This window comes from Arthrobacter sp. UNC362MFTsu5.1, from assembly GCF_000685965.1.
Lineage (GTDB): Bacteria > Actinomycetota > Actinomycetes > Actinomycetales > Micrococcaceae > Arthrobacter.
The window spans coordinates 1-12907 of the sequence record NZ_JMLE01000004.1 but is presented as its reverse complement, the minus strand read 5'-3'; the positions used below and the strand labels follow the sequence as shown (position 1 = coordinate 12907).

Below are 12907 nucleotides of genomic sequence, written 5' to 3'. Positions count from 1 at the left end.
TAGGTTTCCTCAATACGAGTCGGATTCGTTACAAAGTCAGCACTGCCCTTGTTGACATACATTGTAAAATGTTTTCCACAGAGACTGTCAAGCATTTGGTATAAAGACTGTCCGGAATAAGGAGGAAACCCGTGGGGAACGGATTCGGGGAGAAGCTCCGCGCCGAACGACTCGAACGTGGGTTGACGCAAGCAGAACTGGGAAAGGACCTCTATTCTCCCAGCTACATCTCCCTCTTGGAAACAGGCCGGCGTGAACCAACCGCCGATGTTATAGAAGAGTTAGCCCGCCGGCTGGAGCTGGCCCCCAAAGCGTTGGAAGCCTGGAGCCAGCCCATCTCGGTCAGCGACGCCGAGTATGTCCTGGCCGGGCTCTACGCCCGGCAGGCCTGGGACCTCCGGGACTACCCGCTCGCAGCGGCCCACGCCGCCACTGCCGCCCAGATCGCCCTCGAAGGCAAGAACACCAGCGCATGGTGGAACATGACCTACATGCAGGCGGAATGCCTGATGAAACAGGGCCAGCTGCAGGAGTGCCAGAACATCATGCAGCACCTCCTGGAACACCCCATGGCCACCGAGTCCGCCGGACTCGGAGTGCGTGCCCGGCAGATGCTGGCCGCAGTGTGCCACGGGCAGGGACAGCTGGCCACCGCCGTCGAGCATGCCCAGAAGGCCGTGGAACTGTGCTCGCAGCTGCCCAAGGGCTCCACGCTGATCATCGGCGCCTTGCGCGCGCTGATCGGCGCCCTGGCCGAGAGCGGCCGGCTGGACGAAGCCTGGACCTACTGCCAGGCCATGAACGACCAGATGGACGACCAATCCATTTCCCAGCTCGCAGGCGAGGTGGCGTGGGTGATCGGCAACGTGGCGTTTATGCGGCACGACTACCCCGAGGGCATCAAGTACCACGAGCGGGCCGCCAAGCTGCTCTCCCCGGCCAACGACATCGAACTGTGGGCCCGTTTCAACAAGGCCTCCGCGGCCGTCCGGCTCTCCTCCGGCATTGTGGAACCGGAAACCCTCTCCGCGATCGAGCGCGCCGAACTGGCGTTGTCGATCGTGGGCGGCAACAAGACGGACCAGCTCGAAGTGGCGTTCATCCGCGCGCGCTGGCTGTACCTCACGGGTGACATCCCGGCCGCCGTGGAGAAGCTGCGCGAGATCCACGCCGAGCGGAAGGCCCTGGCCCGTCACACCGCCGGCGAAGTGTCACTGCTGCTGGGGAAGTCACTCAAGGCCGCCGGGGAATCGGATGAAGCCCTGGTGCTGCTCGAGGAAGCCCAGCAGGAATTCAGTGCCGCCGGCGCTTCAGACCGTGTCCAGCAGGCCATGGACGCCGTGCTTGAAATCAAACTCGCCCAGCGGCGCGCTGCCGCGGCCAAGGCCGCGGCAGAAGCCAGCTAGGCGAACGTCCGTCCGGTGAGCTTTTCGTACGCTTCAACGTAGCGGCCGCGCGTACGGCTCACCACGTCCGCCGGCAGTGCAGGCGGCGGGACGTCCGAAGCCCGGTCCCAGCCGGACTCGGCGGACGTCAGCCAGTCACGGACATACTGCTTGTCATAGGACGGCTGGGCTTTGCCCGGCTCATAGGTGGCCGCGTCCCAGAACCGTGAAGAGTCCGGGGTGAGGACCTCATCGCCCAGGGTGATGACGCCCGTGGCCACGTCGAAGCCGAACTCCACCTTCGTGTCGGCAAGGATGATGCCGCGCTTCCGGGCGATTTCCTCGGCTTTGGTGTAGATCTCCAGGGTCAGTTCACGGAGGCGCGCGGCGACATCCTCGCCCACGAGGCCCACCACGGCGTCATACGTGATGTTTTCGTCGTGCTCCCCCACCTCTGCCTTGGCTGAAGGCGTGAAGATGGCTTCGTCAAGGCGGGAACCGTCCACCAGGCCCTCCGGCAGCGGAATGCTGCAGACGGTGCGGGACTGCCGGTATTCCAGCAGCCCGGAACCGGTGAGGTAGCCGCGGGCGATGCATTCCACCGGGAACATGTCCAGCTTCTTGCAGATCATGGCGCGGCCCTCGACTGCTGCCGGGACGCCGTCCTCCACGGTGGAGGCCAGGACGTGGTGTTCCACGTCCAGCTGGTCGAACCACCACAGGCTCAGCTGGGTGAGGATCCGGCCCTTGTCCGGGATTTCGCTCGAGAGCACGTGGTCGTAGGCGCTGATGCGGTCGCTGGCCACCACTAGGACGCATTCCTGGCCGAACTGCGCCACGAGGGAATCGTCAGCGGGAACGTAGAGGTCCCGGACCTTCCCGGAGTAGACATGCCGCCAGCCCGGGAGGTCCAGTGTTTCGGTGTCCAGGCCGGCTTTGGGGGCCGCCTCGAGGGGGGAATTCTCAGTCATGCTAGGCCTTCGCCTTCGTCACGGGCAGCGTTCCGGTGGCAGTGGATACCACCTTGATTTCGCCGCGCGCCGCCTTGCGCCCGATGTCGGTGCGGAATTGTGCGCCTTCAAGCTGGATCAGCTCCACGCCGTCGTACGCCCGTTCGCGGGCCTCCACGAGGTCGGTTCCCAGCGCCACCACGGCAAGGACGCGGCCGCCGGCGGAGACCACCTTGCCTTCCTCGTCCAGCTTGGTGCCCGCGTGGATGACGTGCACGCCTTCCAGCTCGTCCGCCTTCTTAAGTCCGCGGATGCGGTCCCCGGTCCGCGGGGTGTCCGGGTAGTTCTCGGAGGCGACGACGACGGCGACGGCGGTGTCCTTGGACCAGCGCAGCTCTTCCGCCTTGTCCAGTTCGCCCTTGGCCGCTGCCAGCAGCAGCGAACCGAGCGGGGTCTTCAGCCGGGCCAGGACGGCCTGCGTTTCGGGATCGCCGAAGCGGACGTTGAACTCGATGACGCGGGTGCCGCGCGAGGTCAGCGCAAGGCCCACGAACAGCACGCCGACGAACGGGGTGCCGCGGTGGGCCATCTCGTTGACCGTGGGCTGGGCCACGCGGTCGATGACTTCCTGGACCAGGCCTTCCGGGGCCCACTCCAGCGGGGTGTAGGCGCCCATGCCGCCGGTGTTCGGGCCTTCGTCGTTGTCGAAGATGCGCTTGAAGTCCTGCGCCGGGGAGAGTGCCACGGTGTTGCGGCCGTCGCACAGCACGAACACGGAAACTTCGGGGCCGTCCAGGAATTCTTCAATCACCACGGAACCGCCCGCGTCGAAGCAGGTCTGGGCGTGGGCCAGGGCTTCGTCCCGGTTGTTGGTGACCACCACGCCCTTGCCGGCGGCCAGGCCGTCGTCCTTGACCACGTAGGGGGCGCCGAAGGTGTCCAGGGCGTCCGCGGCTTCCTCAGCGGTGCTCGCAACCCGCGCCATGGCGGTGGGCACTCCGGCCTCGGCCATGACCTGCTTGGCGAAGGCCTTGGATGCCTCCAGCTGGGCGGCCGCCTTGCTGGGTCCGAAGACCGGGATCCCTGCTGCGCGGACGGCGTCGGAAACGCCGGCGGCCAGGGGCGCCTCGGGACCGACCACCACGAGGTCCACCGTCAGCTTGGTGGCCAGGGCGGCAACAGCGTCCGGGTCGTTGGCGTCGATGGCATGCGTGGGGACAAGTTTGCCGATGCCCGCGTTGCCGGGAGCCGCGTGGACTTCCGAAACGTTGGGGTCTGCAAGCAGGGAGCGGACAATGGCGTGTTCGCGGCCACCGGGGCCAATGACGAGTACCTTCACAGTCTCCAAGGGTACTTTGTGCACCCGGTCCGCTCCTAAGCCGTGACCCGCCCCGGTCAATCCTTAACGCCGGCCGCTACGAACCTCCGGCATGAAGAAGCTCACGAACTGGCTCAAGGGCCCCACCGCGCTGGCTGCGCTGGCAGGCGTGGCCGCGGCCGCCGTCGTACTTTCCGTTGCGGAACTGATCGGTGCGTTCTTCACGGCGCGGGCAACGCCGATCATTGCCCTCGGCTCCACTTTCATTGACTTCACGCCGCCGTGGCTGAAGGACTTTGCCATCGCCACGTTCGGCACCAACGACAAGGCGGCACTGTTCGCCGGCATGGGGCTGACCATTTTCCTGCTGGCCTGCGTGCTGGGCGTGGTGGCCTACCGGAAGTGGGCGCTGGGCGTAGCCGGTGTCCTGCTGATGGGCGCCGTCATCGTCGCCAGTGTGGTCACCCGCGCGAGCGTGGAGCCGCTGGACGCCATCCCCTCGCTGATCGGCACCGCCGCCGGCCTGGTGGTGCTGCGCCTCCTGATGACGCGGCTGTGGCGGATGCGCCAGTGGCCCGGCGAGGCCGCGGATGTGGCAGCCAAGGGCACCGAACGCCCGGCCACAACGCGCCGCGCCTTCTTCGCCGCATCCGGGATCACTGCCGCGGCGGCCGCCATCGCGGCCACCGGCGGCCGGCTGCTCAGCGCGGCACGCAGCAACATCGCCCAGGCCCGTGAATCCCTGCAGCTCCCGTCGCCGGCCAAGGCAGCCCCCGCCGTCCCGGCCGGAGTGCAGTCAGCCGCCCCGGGTGTCACCCCGTGGGTCACACCCAACAACGAGTTCTACCGGATCGACACCGCCCTGAGCGTGCCGGAGATCAACGCCCAGGACTGGGAGCTCCGGGTGCACGGCCTGGTGGAGCAGGAAGTCACGCTCACCTTCCAGGACCTGCTCGAGGCCGAGCTGATCGAATCGCACGTGACGCTCACCTGTGTGTCCAATCCCGTCGGCGGAAACCTCGCCGGCAACGCCAAATGGCTGGGCTTCCCCCTCCGCGAGGTCCTCAAAATGGCCCGCCCCACGGAGGGCGCCGACATGGTTCTGTCCACCTCCGAGGACGGCTTCAGCGCCTCGACGCCGCTCGAAGTGCTGCAGGACGACCGGGACGCCATGCTGGCGATCGGCATGAACGGCGAGCCTCTGCCGCTCGAACACGGCTATCCCGTGCGCATGGTGGTCCCCGGCCTTTACGGCTTCGTTTCCGCCACCAAGTGGGTGGTGGACCTCGAAGTCACCCGCTTCGCGGACAGCAAGGCGTACTGGACTGACCGGGGCTGGTCCGAGCGCGGCCCCATTAAGACCATGGCCCGGGTGGAGGTGCCCAAGTCCTTCGCCCAGGTGGCGGCCGGCAAGGTGGCAATCGGCGGCACCGCCTGGGCGCAGACCCGTGGCATCACCAAGGTGGAAGTCCAGATCGACGACGGGCCCTGGACCGAGGCCGTGCTGTCCACGGAAGCGTCCGTGGTGACGTGGCGCCAGTGGTCCTTTGAGTGGGATGCCACCCCGGGACCGCACTACATCAAGGCCCGCGCCACCGACGGCACCGGCGAGGTCCAGACGGACAAGCGCGCCGATCCCGTGCCCGACGGCGCGTCCGGCTGGCAGTCGGTCATGGTGACGGTGCAATAGCCGGCCGTGGCCCCGTTGGCGGCCCGGGCAACAGCCGGGCCGCCGCCCGGATTTCCCGGGTTTCCAGCACCGGCACCATAGACTTTAGCCATGCCAGAAAATCCGCATGCCACATTCACAGTGGAGTCCGCCGTCGAACTGGCAGTCGTGGAACGGAGCGGTTTCGTTGAATCGCGGCACATCGGCTCAGCCGTGGTTCTTGCCGCCGACGGAACGGTCGTCACGCAGCTCGGCGACATCACCACCCCCATCTATGCCCGCTCGGCGCTGAAGCCGCTCCAGGCCCTCGCGGCCATGCAGGCCGGCGTCCCCCTGCGCGGCGCCCAGGTGGCCCTGGCCTGCGCCAGCCACACCGGGTCGCTGGACCACATGGATGTGGTGGAGGGGATGCTCAAGGCCGCCGGCGTCAAGGAAGACCAGCTGCAGTGCCCCACCGCCTGGCCGCAGGACGAGAACGCCCGCCACTGGCTGATCCGGTCCGAGCAGGGCCGGTCCAAGCTCGCGTTCAACTGCTCGGGAAAACATGCGGCGTTCCTGTGGGCCTGCACGGAGAACGGCTGGGACACCCACAGCTACCTTGAGCCCAACCATCCGCTGCAGCAGCGCGTCCGCTCCGCGATCGAAGAGTATTCCGAGGAGCGGATCGCCCACCTGGGCATCGACGGCTGCGGCGCTCCGGTGGCAGCCATCTCGCTGACCGGACTGGCCCGGGCCTACTCCCGGCTGGCCAAGGCTCCCGGGGACAAAAACTCCAATGCCCGCGCCGCCACCATTGCCACCTCCATGCTCGACTACCCGTGGGCAGTACAGGGCAAGGGCGAGCCCAACACCATCGTGATGGACGAACTGGAGATCATCGCCAAGATCGGCGCCGAAGGCGTACTGGCCATGGCCACCACCACAGGCGTCTCCGTGGCCATCAAGGTCCTGGACGGAAACCTGCGCGCCACCACCCTGGTGGGGCTCACGCTGCTGGCAGCCTCCGGCGCCGTGGACATCCCGGGCGTCTCCAGCGTCCTGGAAAAAGTGGTGGAACCCGTGCTCGGCGGCGGCCGGCCCGTAGGCAAGATCCGGCTGGGCCACGCCGTCTCGGCCCTGTTGGACTGACATGGCCGTTTCACGACGACGCATTGATATCGACGAAGGCCGCGCCGCCCTGGCCGCCTGGCTGGCAGCCGGCGTCCCGGCGTCGGGCGTTCCGCGTGCGGTGACCGCGACGGCGGTGCGCTACACGCTCGAAGAGGTCACCGCCAGAGCGCCCGGCAATTCCGTGGAGGTCCGTGTTCCGCCGTTCGGCGTCACCCAGTGCGTGGAAGGCCCGCGGCACACACGCGGCACTCCCCCGAACGTCATCGAGTGCGACGCCGCCACCTGGCTGGAAATGGTCACCGGCCGGTTGAGCTGGGCAGACGCAGTAGCTTCGGGCAAAGTGTCCGCGTCGGGGCTCCGGGCGGACTTGTCGGAACTGCTCCCGCTCTAGCCTCCGGGAAGACGTTCAGCGGACCTCGGCCGGTAGTTCGGCGGCCGGGTGCGGGACGGTGTCCTGAAGCTTCGTGGACAGCGCAATCACCACGGCCAGCACAAACGCCAGCACCGCGATCAGCACGGACATGAATGCCACGTGGCCGTAGCCCTCAATCCGCGGATCCAGGAACGGGTAGGGGTACCAGTCCGCGAAAGGGCCGCGGAGGAGGCTGTACACCAGGTACGCCAGCGGGAAGGCAAGCCAGATCAAGGACTCCTTCAGGGAGATCCGTTTCCGCGGCAGGTCCACGAGCCAATCGATGACGATCACGGTGGGCATGGTGTAGTGCAGCACCACGTTGATCCACGGAACCGCGGTGTCCACCTCGATGTTGCTCAGCAGCAGGCTGTAGGTAATCCCGGTGATGGTCATGTACATGGTGGCGGCGCCGCGCAGGAGTTGCAGCCAGCGGGCGGTCCGTCCCTGCCAGGCGTACCAGCCGGCAATGGCGAACGTTGCCGTTGCGATGATGTTGGACTCGACCGTGAAGAAGCTGAAGAAGTTCAGCGGCCGGTAGTCGGCGATGTTCTGGACGTTGTACGTGAACTGTCCCACGAGTGCCGCCAGGCACAGCGCCGCGAAGAAGTACCGGAAAAGTGCAAGTCCCCTGTTTGCCGTCATGGGTTGATCCTAGGCCAGGCCCGCGGGCGGCCGGGGAAAAACGCGCAGCCCCGCCCCGGTGGGTTCCGGGGCGGGGCTGCTGTCCTTTTTTCAGGTGCCGCTATTCGTGGTTAATCGCGGCCGAACTGCGCTCCGGCGGAGCTGCGTGGCCGCCGGGCCGTGTCATTTGGAATCCGGGGATGTCCTTGGGATCGGGACCGCCGCGGAATTTGGGGGACGGTGCTTCGCCGCCGCTGATCCGGGCAAGCTCCTGGTCCTCGAAGTCGTCCTCGACGCCGAGCATGATGGCGGAGTCATGGTTGGTGATTTCGCCCCGGAAGGCACGGACCATAACGCTGCGGTCGAACTGGCCCTCCCATTTGGAGACCACGAACGTGGCCACGCAGTTGCCCAGCAGGTTGACTACGACACGCATGGAATCCATCAGGCGGTCCGCACCCAGGAGCAGTGCCACGCCGGCAACCGGGAAGATCCCGAGGGCGGCAGCGGTGGCGGACAGCGCGAGGAACGAGGAACCGGGCACTCCGGCCATGCCCTTGGAGGTCAGAAGCAGGACGCCCAGCGCGGCCAGCTGCTGGCCCAGGTCCAGGTGGTGGCCGAAGGCCTGCGCCAGGAAGAGCAGGGAGATCGACAGGTAGATGGCGGCGCCGTCGAGGTTGAACGAATAGCCGGTGGGAACCACCAGCCCGGTGGTGGCGCGAGAGCAGCCGGCGTTGGTCAGCTTGGTCATGATGCGCGGCATCACAGCCTCGGTGGAGGCGGTGCCGAGCGCCAGCAGGAACTCCTCGCGGGTGTACTTCAGGAAGTGCCAGAGCGGGACGCGGGCAAAGCCCCATGCCACGAGGAACAGCAGGCCAATGAAGACGATGGCCGCGCCGTAGCAGGCGGCAATGAGCAAGGCGTAGGTGCTGAGGGTGTCGAGTCCGTACTGGCCGATGATGAACGCCATGGCACCGAAGGCACCGATCGGGGCCACCTTCATGATCCAGGACATGATCTTGAAGATGAGTTCCAGGACGGTCTCCATGAGGCTGATGACCGGCATGCAGCGTTCGCGTCCGATGACGACGATGGCCGCGCCGAAGAACACCGAGAAGAACAGGACCTGCAGGAGGCTGTTGTTCGCGAAGGCGCCGATGACGCTGGTGGGAATGACGTCCAGGATGAAGGCTGCAGCGTCCTTCGGGACGGCATGGCCGGTCTTGGCGTCCAGGGCCTCCTGGGACAGTGTGCTCGGATCGATGTTCAGCCCGGCACCGGGCTGGACGATGTTGCCTACGATCAGGCCGAAGACCAGCGCGAACAGCGTGGCCGCGGTGAAGTAAAGAAGGGCTTTGACTCCGACCCTTCCGACCGCCTTGACGTCGCCTACGGCCGAAATGCCGGTGACGATCACCAGGAAGATCAGCGGCGCGATGATCATCTTGATGAGCTGGATAAATCCATCACCGAGAGGCCTCAGCTGCGAGCCGAGGTCCGGCCAGAAATGTCCGATAAGAACACCTGCCACGACGGCGATCAGAATTTGGAAGAAGAGCGACCTATACAGGGGCTTCTTCTTCGACGGCGCCGAACTCGCCTTCAGCGCCGCGGAATCTGGGATCTTCATTGATCTGTACCTATCAATCGGGAACAGCCCCGGAAATCGGGGTCTGTTTCCAAAGTAACCCCGCTCACATTATTCCGCAAGGGGAAATTGAGTTTTCACAATACGGAATTAGTTGGCACTTTGCGGGCACGAAAAAGCCACGGCTTCGGACACCCGCACCCTGGATCATGGGGTGCGGATGTCCGAAGCCGTGGCGGAAAGTAGCGGAGTCCCCGGCTGTCAGCCGCGGCCGATGAACGGCATGCCGGCGGCTGTAATCACCACCGAGCCAACACTGGCCGACGGCGGCATGCCGGCCATCAGGAGCACCGCACGTGCGGCGTCCTGCACCGGGAACGTGGGCTCCACCCTGCGGCTGCCGTCAGCCTGGAGGGCGCCGGAGTCCACGCCGATGGTGCCCATGATGTCCGTGGCCGTGTTGCCGATGTCGATCTGGCCGCACGTGATGCCGAATTCCCGGCCGTCCAGCTCGATGCTCTTGGTCAGGCCTGTCATGGCGTGCTTGGTCACCGCATAGGCCACGGTCCGGGGCCGCGGCGAATGCGCGGAAATGGAGCCGTTGTTGATGATCCGGCCGCCCTGCGGCTCCTGGGCTTTCATCGCCCGCACCGCAGCGGCAGCGCACAGCATCGAACCGGTGAGGTTCACCGCCACCACCGCGTCCCAGTCGGCCACGCTGATCTCGTCCACTGACGCGGCCGGGCCGAACACACCTGCGTTGTTGAACAGGACGTCCACCCTCCCCCACTTCTGGAGGGCCGCAGCGAAAAGGCGCTCGACGTCGTCGGGCACTGTCACGTCGCACGGCACCGTCAGGGACTGGCGGTGGCCGGCCGCGGACTCCAGCAGCGGAGCCTCGCGGCGGCCGGCCAGCACCACGCGGTACCCCTCGGCCAGCATGAGCCGCGCCACCGCCCGGCCGATCCCGGAACCTGCTCCGGTCACGACGGCAACCGGCCCCGGCCGGTGGGGTGGAACGGGCCTGTGGGTTGCAGTCATTCATCGCTCCTTGGTTTGAGGGCCGGGCTTCCGAGGCCCGGCCTACCGCGCAGCAGGCACTTCCGCTGCCGTTACGGGCCAGCCTATGACCGTCTTGGGCCGCGGGGTGGCGTAGGTCCGGACTTTGGACGTGGACAACCCCAGCCGCACCAGGGACTCCGCGATAGTGACGGCCGCCGCCACGCCGTCCACCACCGGAACCCCGGCACGCCGGCGGATCTCCTCGTCCAGCCCGGCCATGCCGCCGCAGCCCAGGACAATGACCTCGGCCTTGTCATCGCGGACGGCAACCAGGGCCTGTTCGATGATCGCTTCCACGGCCCGCTCCGGCTCCTCCTCCAGCTCGAGGACAGCCATGCCACTGGCCCGCACGGAGGCGCACCGGGCATCGAGGCCGGCCAGCTTCAGCCGGTCCTCGATCAGCGGAACCGCCCGGTCAAGGGTGGTGACCACTGAATACTTGTGCCCCAGGAACATCGCCGTGGAGGCTGCAGCCTCGGTGATGTCGACCACGGGGACGTCCAGGAGCTCCTGCAGCCCCTCCCGCCCGTGCTCGCCGTAGCCGGCCTGGATGACGGCGTCGAACGGCTCCGGGTAATTGACCACGGCGTCCATGACGGCGATCGCGGCGAGGTAGCTTTCGAAGTTTCCCTCACAGGAGTCCGCGCCGAACCGCGGCGTGATCCCGACGATCTCCGTCCCGGGCGCCGCGACGGACCGCGCCTGGGCGGCAATGGAGTCGGTCATGGACTGCGTTGTGTTTACGTTTGCGACAAGAATGCGCATGTCTGTCTCTTCCGTTTTCCGTGCTGAACTTTTCCGTGCCGAACTTTTCCGCGCCGCGGTGTCAGTGCGTGCTCGCCACGGCGATGGACTCGCCGTCGACGTCTTCCAGTTGCTGCGAGCGGTCCGCGATGAAGTAGTACACCACTGCAGCGATGCCGGCGGCAAAGAACCAGGCGAACGGCGCCGCGCCCTCCAGCGCGGGAACGAACGCGATCAGGAGCGCGACGGCGGCGGCCGGGACCAGGGCAATGATTGCCCGGGGGTTGACGCCCTTCTTGTAGTAATAGGCTCCGGCGGGGTCATCCGTATAGAGCTCGGGGACGTTGACCCGGCCGCGGCGCAGCAGCCAGTAGTCGGCCATCACAACGCCGAACAGCGGGCCGAGCAGTGCTCCGAGGCCGCCCAGGAAGTACACGATCACGAGCGGATTGTTGTACAGGTTCCACGGCAGGATGATGAGCCCGATGGAGCCGCTGACCCAGGCCGCTTTGCGGAAGTTCAGGTGCTTCGGGAACAGGTTGGTCAGGGCGTAGACGGGAGCCACGAAGTTGGCCATCAGATTCACGGCGATGGTCAGGATGAGGAGCGCGAGGCAGGCCAGGACCAGGAACAGGGTGTTGGGGATGGTCTGGACAATGTCCGACGGGCTCTGGATCACCGTGCCGTTGATTTTGAACTGGCCGCCTGCCATGACCACCACGATGGCGCCGAAGAGGAGCATGTTGATGGGGATTCCCCAGAAGTTGCCGCGCACCACAGCCTTCTTGGAAACGGCCGAGCGGGTGAAGTCGCAGAAGTTCAGCACAAAGGTTCCGTAGATGGCCACCCAGAGGGCGCCACCGGCGAAAATGGTGCGCCACATGTCCGCGCCTTCGAGGGCGTTATCCGAAGCCCAGGCGATGGAGCCGCCGGCCTCCACGAAGATCCAGATGGCGAGGGCGGCCATGGTCACCAGGATGATGGGGCCGGCGAAGGCCTCGTACTTCCGGATCATTTCCATGCCGAAGCTGACGATGACCAGCTGGACGATCCAGAGGAAAGCAAACGCGGCCCAGCCGAGCGTCGAGAGGCCGAGGATGGAGTTGGTGTCCAGTTCGTGGAGCGAAGGGACCATGGCCACAAGCATGACGCGAAGCACTACTGACGCAAGGTACGTCTGGATGCCGAACCAGGCCACGGCCACGGCTCCGCGCAGAAGGCTGGCGATCTGGGCGCCCCGGATGCCGAAGCTGATCCGGCTCATGACGGGGAACGGGACGCCGGTCTTGACGCCCATGAAGCCGGAAAAGCTGAGCAGCGCAAACAGCAGGACCGCGCCGATACCAAGGGCGAGGAGGATCTGCCAGCCGCCGAGCCCGAGCGCGAACAGCCCGATGGCGAAGCCATAGTTGCCGAGGCTGTGCACGTCGTTGGCCCAGAGGGTGAAGATGCTGTAGCTCGTCCAGCGCCGGCCCTGCCGCTTCGTCGGGGCAAGGTCGGTGTTGTAGAGGGTGGGGCTGATGGTGCGCCCGGATGTGGCGCTTGCTGATTCGCACAGGGCCTCGATGCCCTGTGCGTGATGGACCGGCTGTCCCGACGACTCTGTCGGGACAGGAGCCGTTTCGACGCCGACTGATGGGGTCGTCTGCATCTGGATCTCCAGTTCTAGGGATGGGTTGGAGGCGGAAGTCTGCGCCCCCGAAGCTTCGTTCCACATTATGGAAAATTGGTTTTGTGGAGTGGAATAACTTTATGACCTGCGTCACGCCGCGGTCAAGGAGGCCACACTGTCACAATCGGTCCGCAAGCATCCTTCGGGCCATCCGGGTACGCCGCGCGGCCTCTCCACCTTGACCGCCTGCCCGCTCCTGCATAATCTCGAATGGCAAGAATGTTTTCTCACAATATGAAAACTCAGAGCCCAGACATTCAAAGATGAAAAGAGGCTGCCGTGGCTGCAGGAGAAGATACCTCCCATATCCTCAGCGGGTTGACTAACCAGCTGCCTGATCGTGATCCGGAAGAGACCGCCGAATGGATTGAGT

At 66.0% G+C, this 12907-nt stretch carries 11 protein-coding genes; 4 read left to right on the top strand and 7 right to left on the bottom strand.

The annotated features are described in order from the left end of the window. The first annotated feature begins 131 nt into the window (after positions 1 to 131). Complete coding sequence (locus BS38_RS0105480) at positions 132 to 1406, top strand: helix-turn-helix domain-containing protein (RefSeq protein WP_028269883.1); 1275 nt, start codon at positions 132 to 134, stop codon at positions 1404 to 1406. On the opposite strand, the gene BS38_RS0105475 is transcribed toward BS38_RS0105480, so the two are convergent. Then, positions 1403 to 2356, bottom strand: coding sequence for a phosphoribosylaminoimidazolesuccinocarboxamide synthase (locus BS38_RS0105475; RefSeq protein WP_028269882.1), 954 nt, complete (start codon positions 2354 to 2356; stop codon positions 1403 to 1405). The genes BS38_RS0105480 and BS38_RS0105475 overlap by 4 nt on opposite strands. 1 nt (position 2357) lies before the next feature. Continuing rightward, on the bottom strand, positions 2358 to 3674 hold the full coding sequence (purD, locus tag BS38_RS0105470) for a phosphoribosylamine--glycine ligase (RefSeq protein WP_028269881.1): 1317 nt from the start codon (positions 3672 to 3674) through the stop codon (positions 2358 to 2360). A 91-nt stretch (positions 3675 to 3765) separates the two neighbouring features. On the opposite strand from purD, the gene BS38_RS0105465 reads away from it, so the two are divergent. The 3 genes from BS38_RS0105465 (at position 3766) to BS38_RS0105455 (ending at position 6823) form a co-directional block, all read left to right on the top strand. Beyond that, entirely contained in the window at positions 3766 to 5343 is a 1578-nt protein-coding gene (locus tag BS38_RS0105465; RefSeq protein WP_028269880.1) for a molybdopterin-dependent oxidoreductase, read from the top strand. A 90-nt stretch (positions 5344 to 5433) separates the two neighbouring features. Further along, positions 5434 to 6450 carry an asparaginase gene (locus BS38_RS0105460; protein WP_028269879.1) on the top strand — a complete coding sequence of 339 codons (1017 nt, stop codon included), beginning with the start codon at positions 5434 to 5436 and terminating at the stop codon, positions 6448 to 6450. 1 nt (position 6451) lies between these two features. Further along, the gene (locus BS38_RS0105455; protein ID WP_028269878.1) at positions 6452 to 6823 is read left to right on the top strand and encodes a sterol carrier family protein; all 372 of its coding nucleotides are present in this window, start codon (positions 6452 to 6454) and stop codon (positions 6821 to 6823) included. Positions 6824 to 6838: 15 nt separating this feature from the next. Here BS38_RS0105455 and BS38_RS0105450 read toward each other — a convergent pair whose 3' ends face one another. From BS38_RS0105450 to BS38_RS0105430, 5 genes are all read right to left on the bottom strand, one after another. Then, the gene (locus tag BS38_RS0105450) at positions 6839 to 7489 is read right to left on the bottom strand and encodes a Pr6Pr family membrane protein (protein ID WP_028269877.1); all 651 of its coding nucleotides are present in this window, start codon (positions 7487 to 7489) and stop codon (positions 6839 to 6841) included. 100 nt (positions 7490 to 7589) lie between these two features. Beyond that, the gene (locus tag BS38_RS0105445; RefSeq protein WP_028269876.1) at positions 7590 to 9098 is read right to left on the bottom strand and encodes a cation:dicarboxylate symporter family transporter; all 1509 of its coding nucleotides are present in this window, start codon (positions 9096 to 9098) and stop codon (positions 7590 to 7592) included. Positions 9099 to 9317: 219 nt separating this feature from the next. Further along, positions 9318 to 10097, bottom strand: coding sequence for an SDR family oxidoreductase (locus BS38_RS0105440; protein WP_028269875.1), 780 nt, complete (start codon positions 10095 to 10097; stop codon positions 9318 to 9320). 42 nt (positions 10098 to 10139) lie between these two features. Then, positions 10140 to 10883 carry an aspartate/glutamate racemase family protein gene (locus BS38_RS0105435; RefSeq protein WP_028269874.1) on the bottom strand — a complete coding sequence of 248 codons (744 nt, stop codon included), beginning with the start codon at positions 10881 to 10883 and terminating at the stop codon, positions 10140 to 10142. 61 nt (positions 10884 to 10944) lie between these two features. Beyond that, the gene (locus BS38_RS0105430) at positions 10945 to 12513 is read right to left on the bottom strand and encodes an NCS1 family nucleobase:cation symporter-1 (RefSeq protein ID WP_028269873.1); all 1569 of its coding nucleotides are present in this window, start codon (positions 12511 to 12513) and stop codon (positions 10945 to 10947) included. Between the last annotated feature and the right edge of the window lie 394 nt (positions 12514 to 12907).

Bases quoted from the DNA above. Each gene is read 5' to 3' on its own strand.
- BS38_RS0105475 (WP_028269882.1), bottom strand. From the start codon at position 2,356: ATGACTGAGAATTCCCCCCTCGAGGCGGCCCCCAAAGCCGGCCTGGAC.
- BS38_RS0105465 (WP_028269880.1), top strand. From the start codon at position 3,766: ATGAAGAAGCTCACGAACTGGCTCAAGGGCCCCACCGCGCTGGCTGCG.
- BS38_RS0105460 (WP_028269879.1), top strand. From the start codon at position 5,434: ATGCCAGAAAATCCGCATGCCACATTCACAGTGGAGTCCGCCGTCGAA.
- BS38_RS0105455 (WP_028269878.1), top strand. From the start codon at position 6,452: ATGGCCGTTTCACGACGACGCATTGATATCGACGAAGGCCGCGCCGCC.
- BS38_RS0105450 (WP_028269877.1), bottom strand. From the start codon at position 7,489: ATGACGGCAAACAGGGGACTTGCACTTTTCCGGTACTTCTTCGCGGCG.
- BS38_RS0105445 (WP_028269876.1), bottom strand. From the start codon at position 9,098: ATGAAGATCCCAGATTCCGCGGCGCTGAAGGCGAGTTCGGCGCCGTCG.
- BS38_RS0105440 (WP_028269875.1), bottom strand. From the start codon at position 10,097: ATGACTGCAACCCACAGGCCCGTTCCACCCCACCGGCCGGGGCCGGTT.
- BS38_RS0105435 (WP_028269874.1), bottom strand. From the start codon at position 10,883: ATGCGCATTCTTGTCGCAAACGTAAACACAACGCAGTCCATGACCGAC.
- BS38_RS0105430 (WP_028269873.1), bottom strand. From the start codon at position 12,513: ATGCAGACGACCCCATCAGTCGGCGTCGAAACGGCTCCTGTCCCGACA.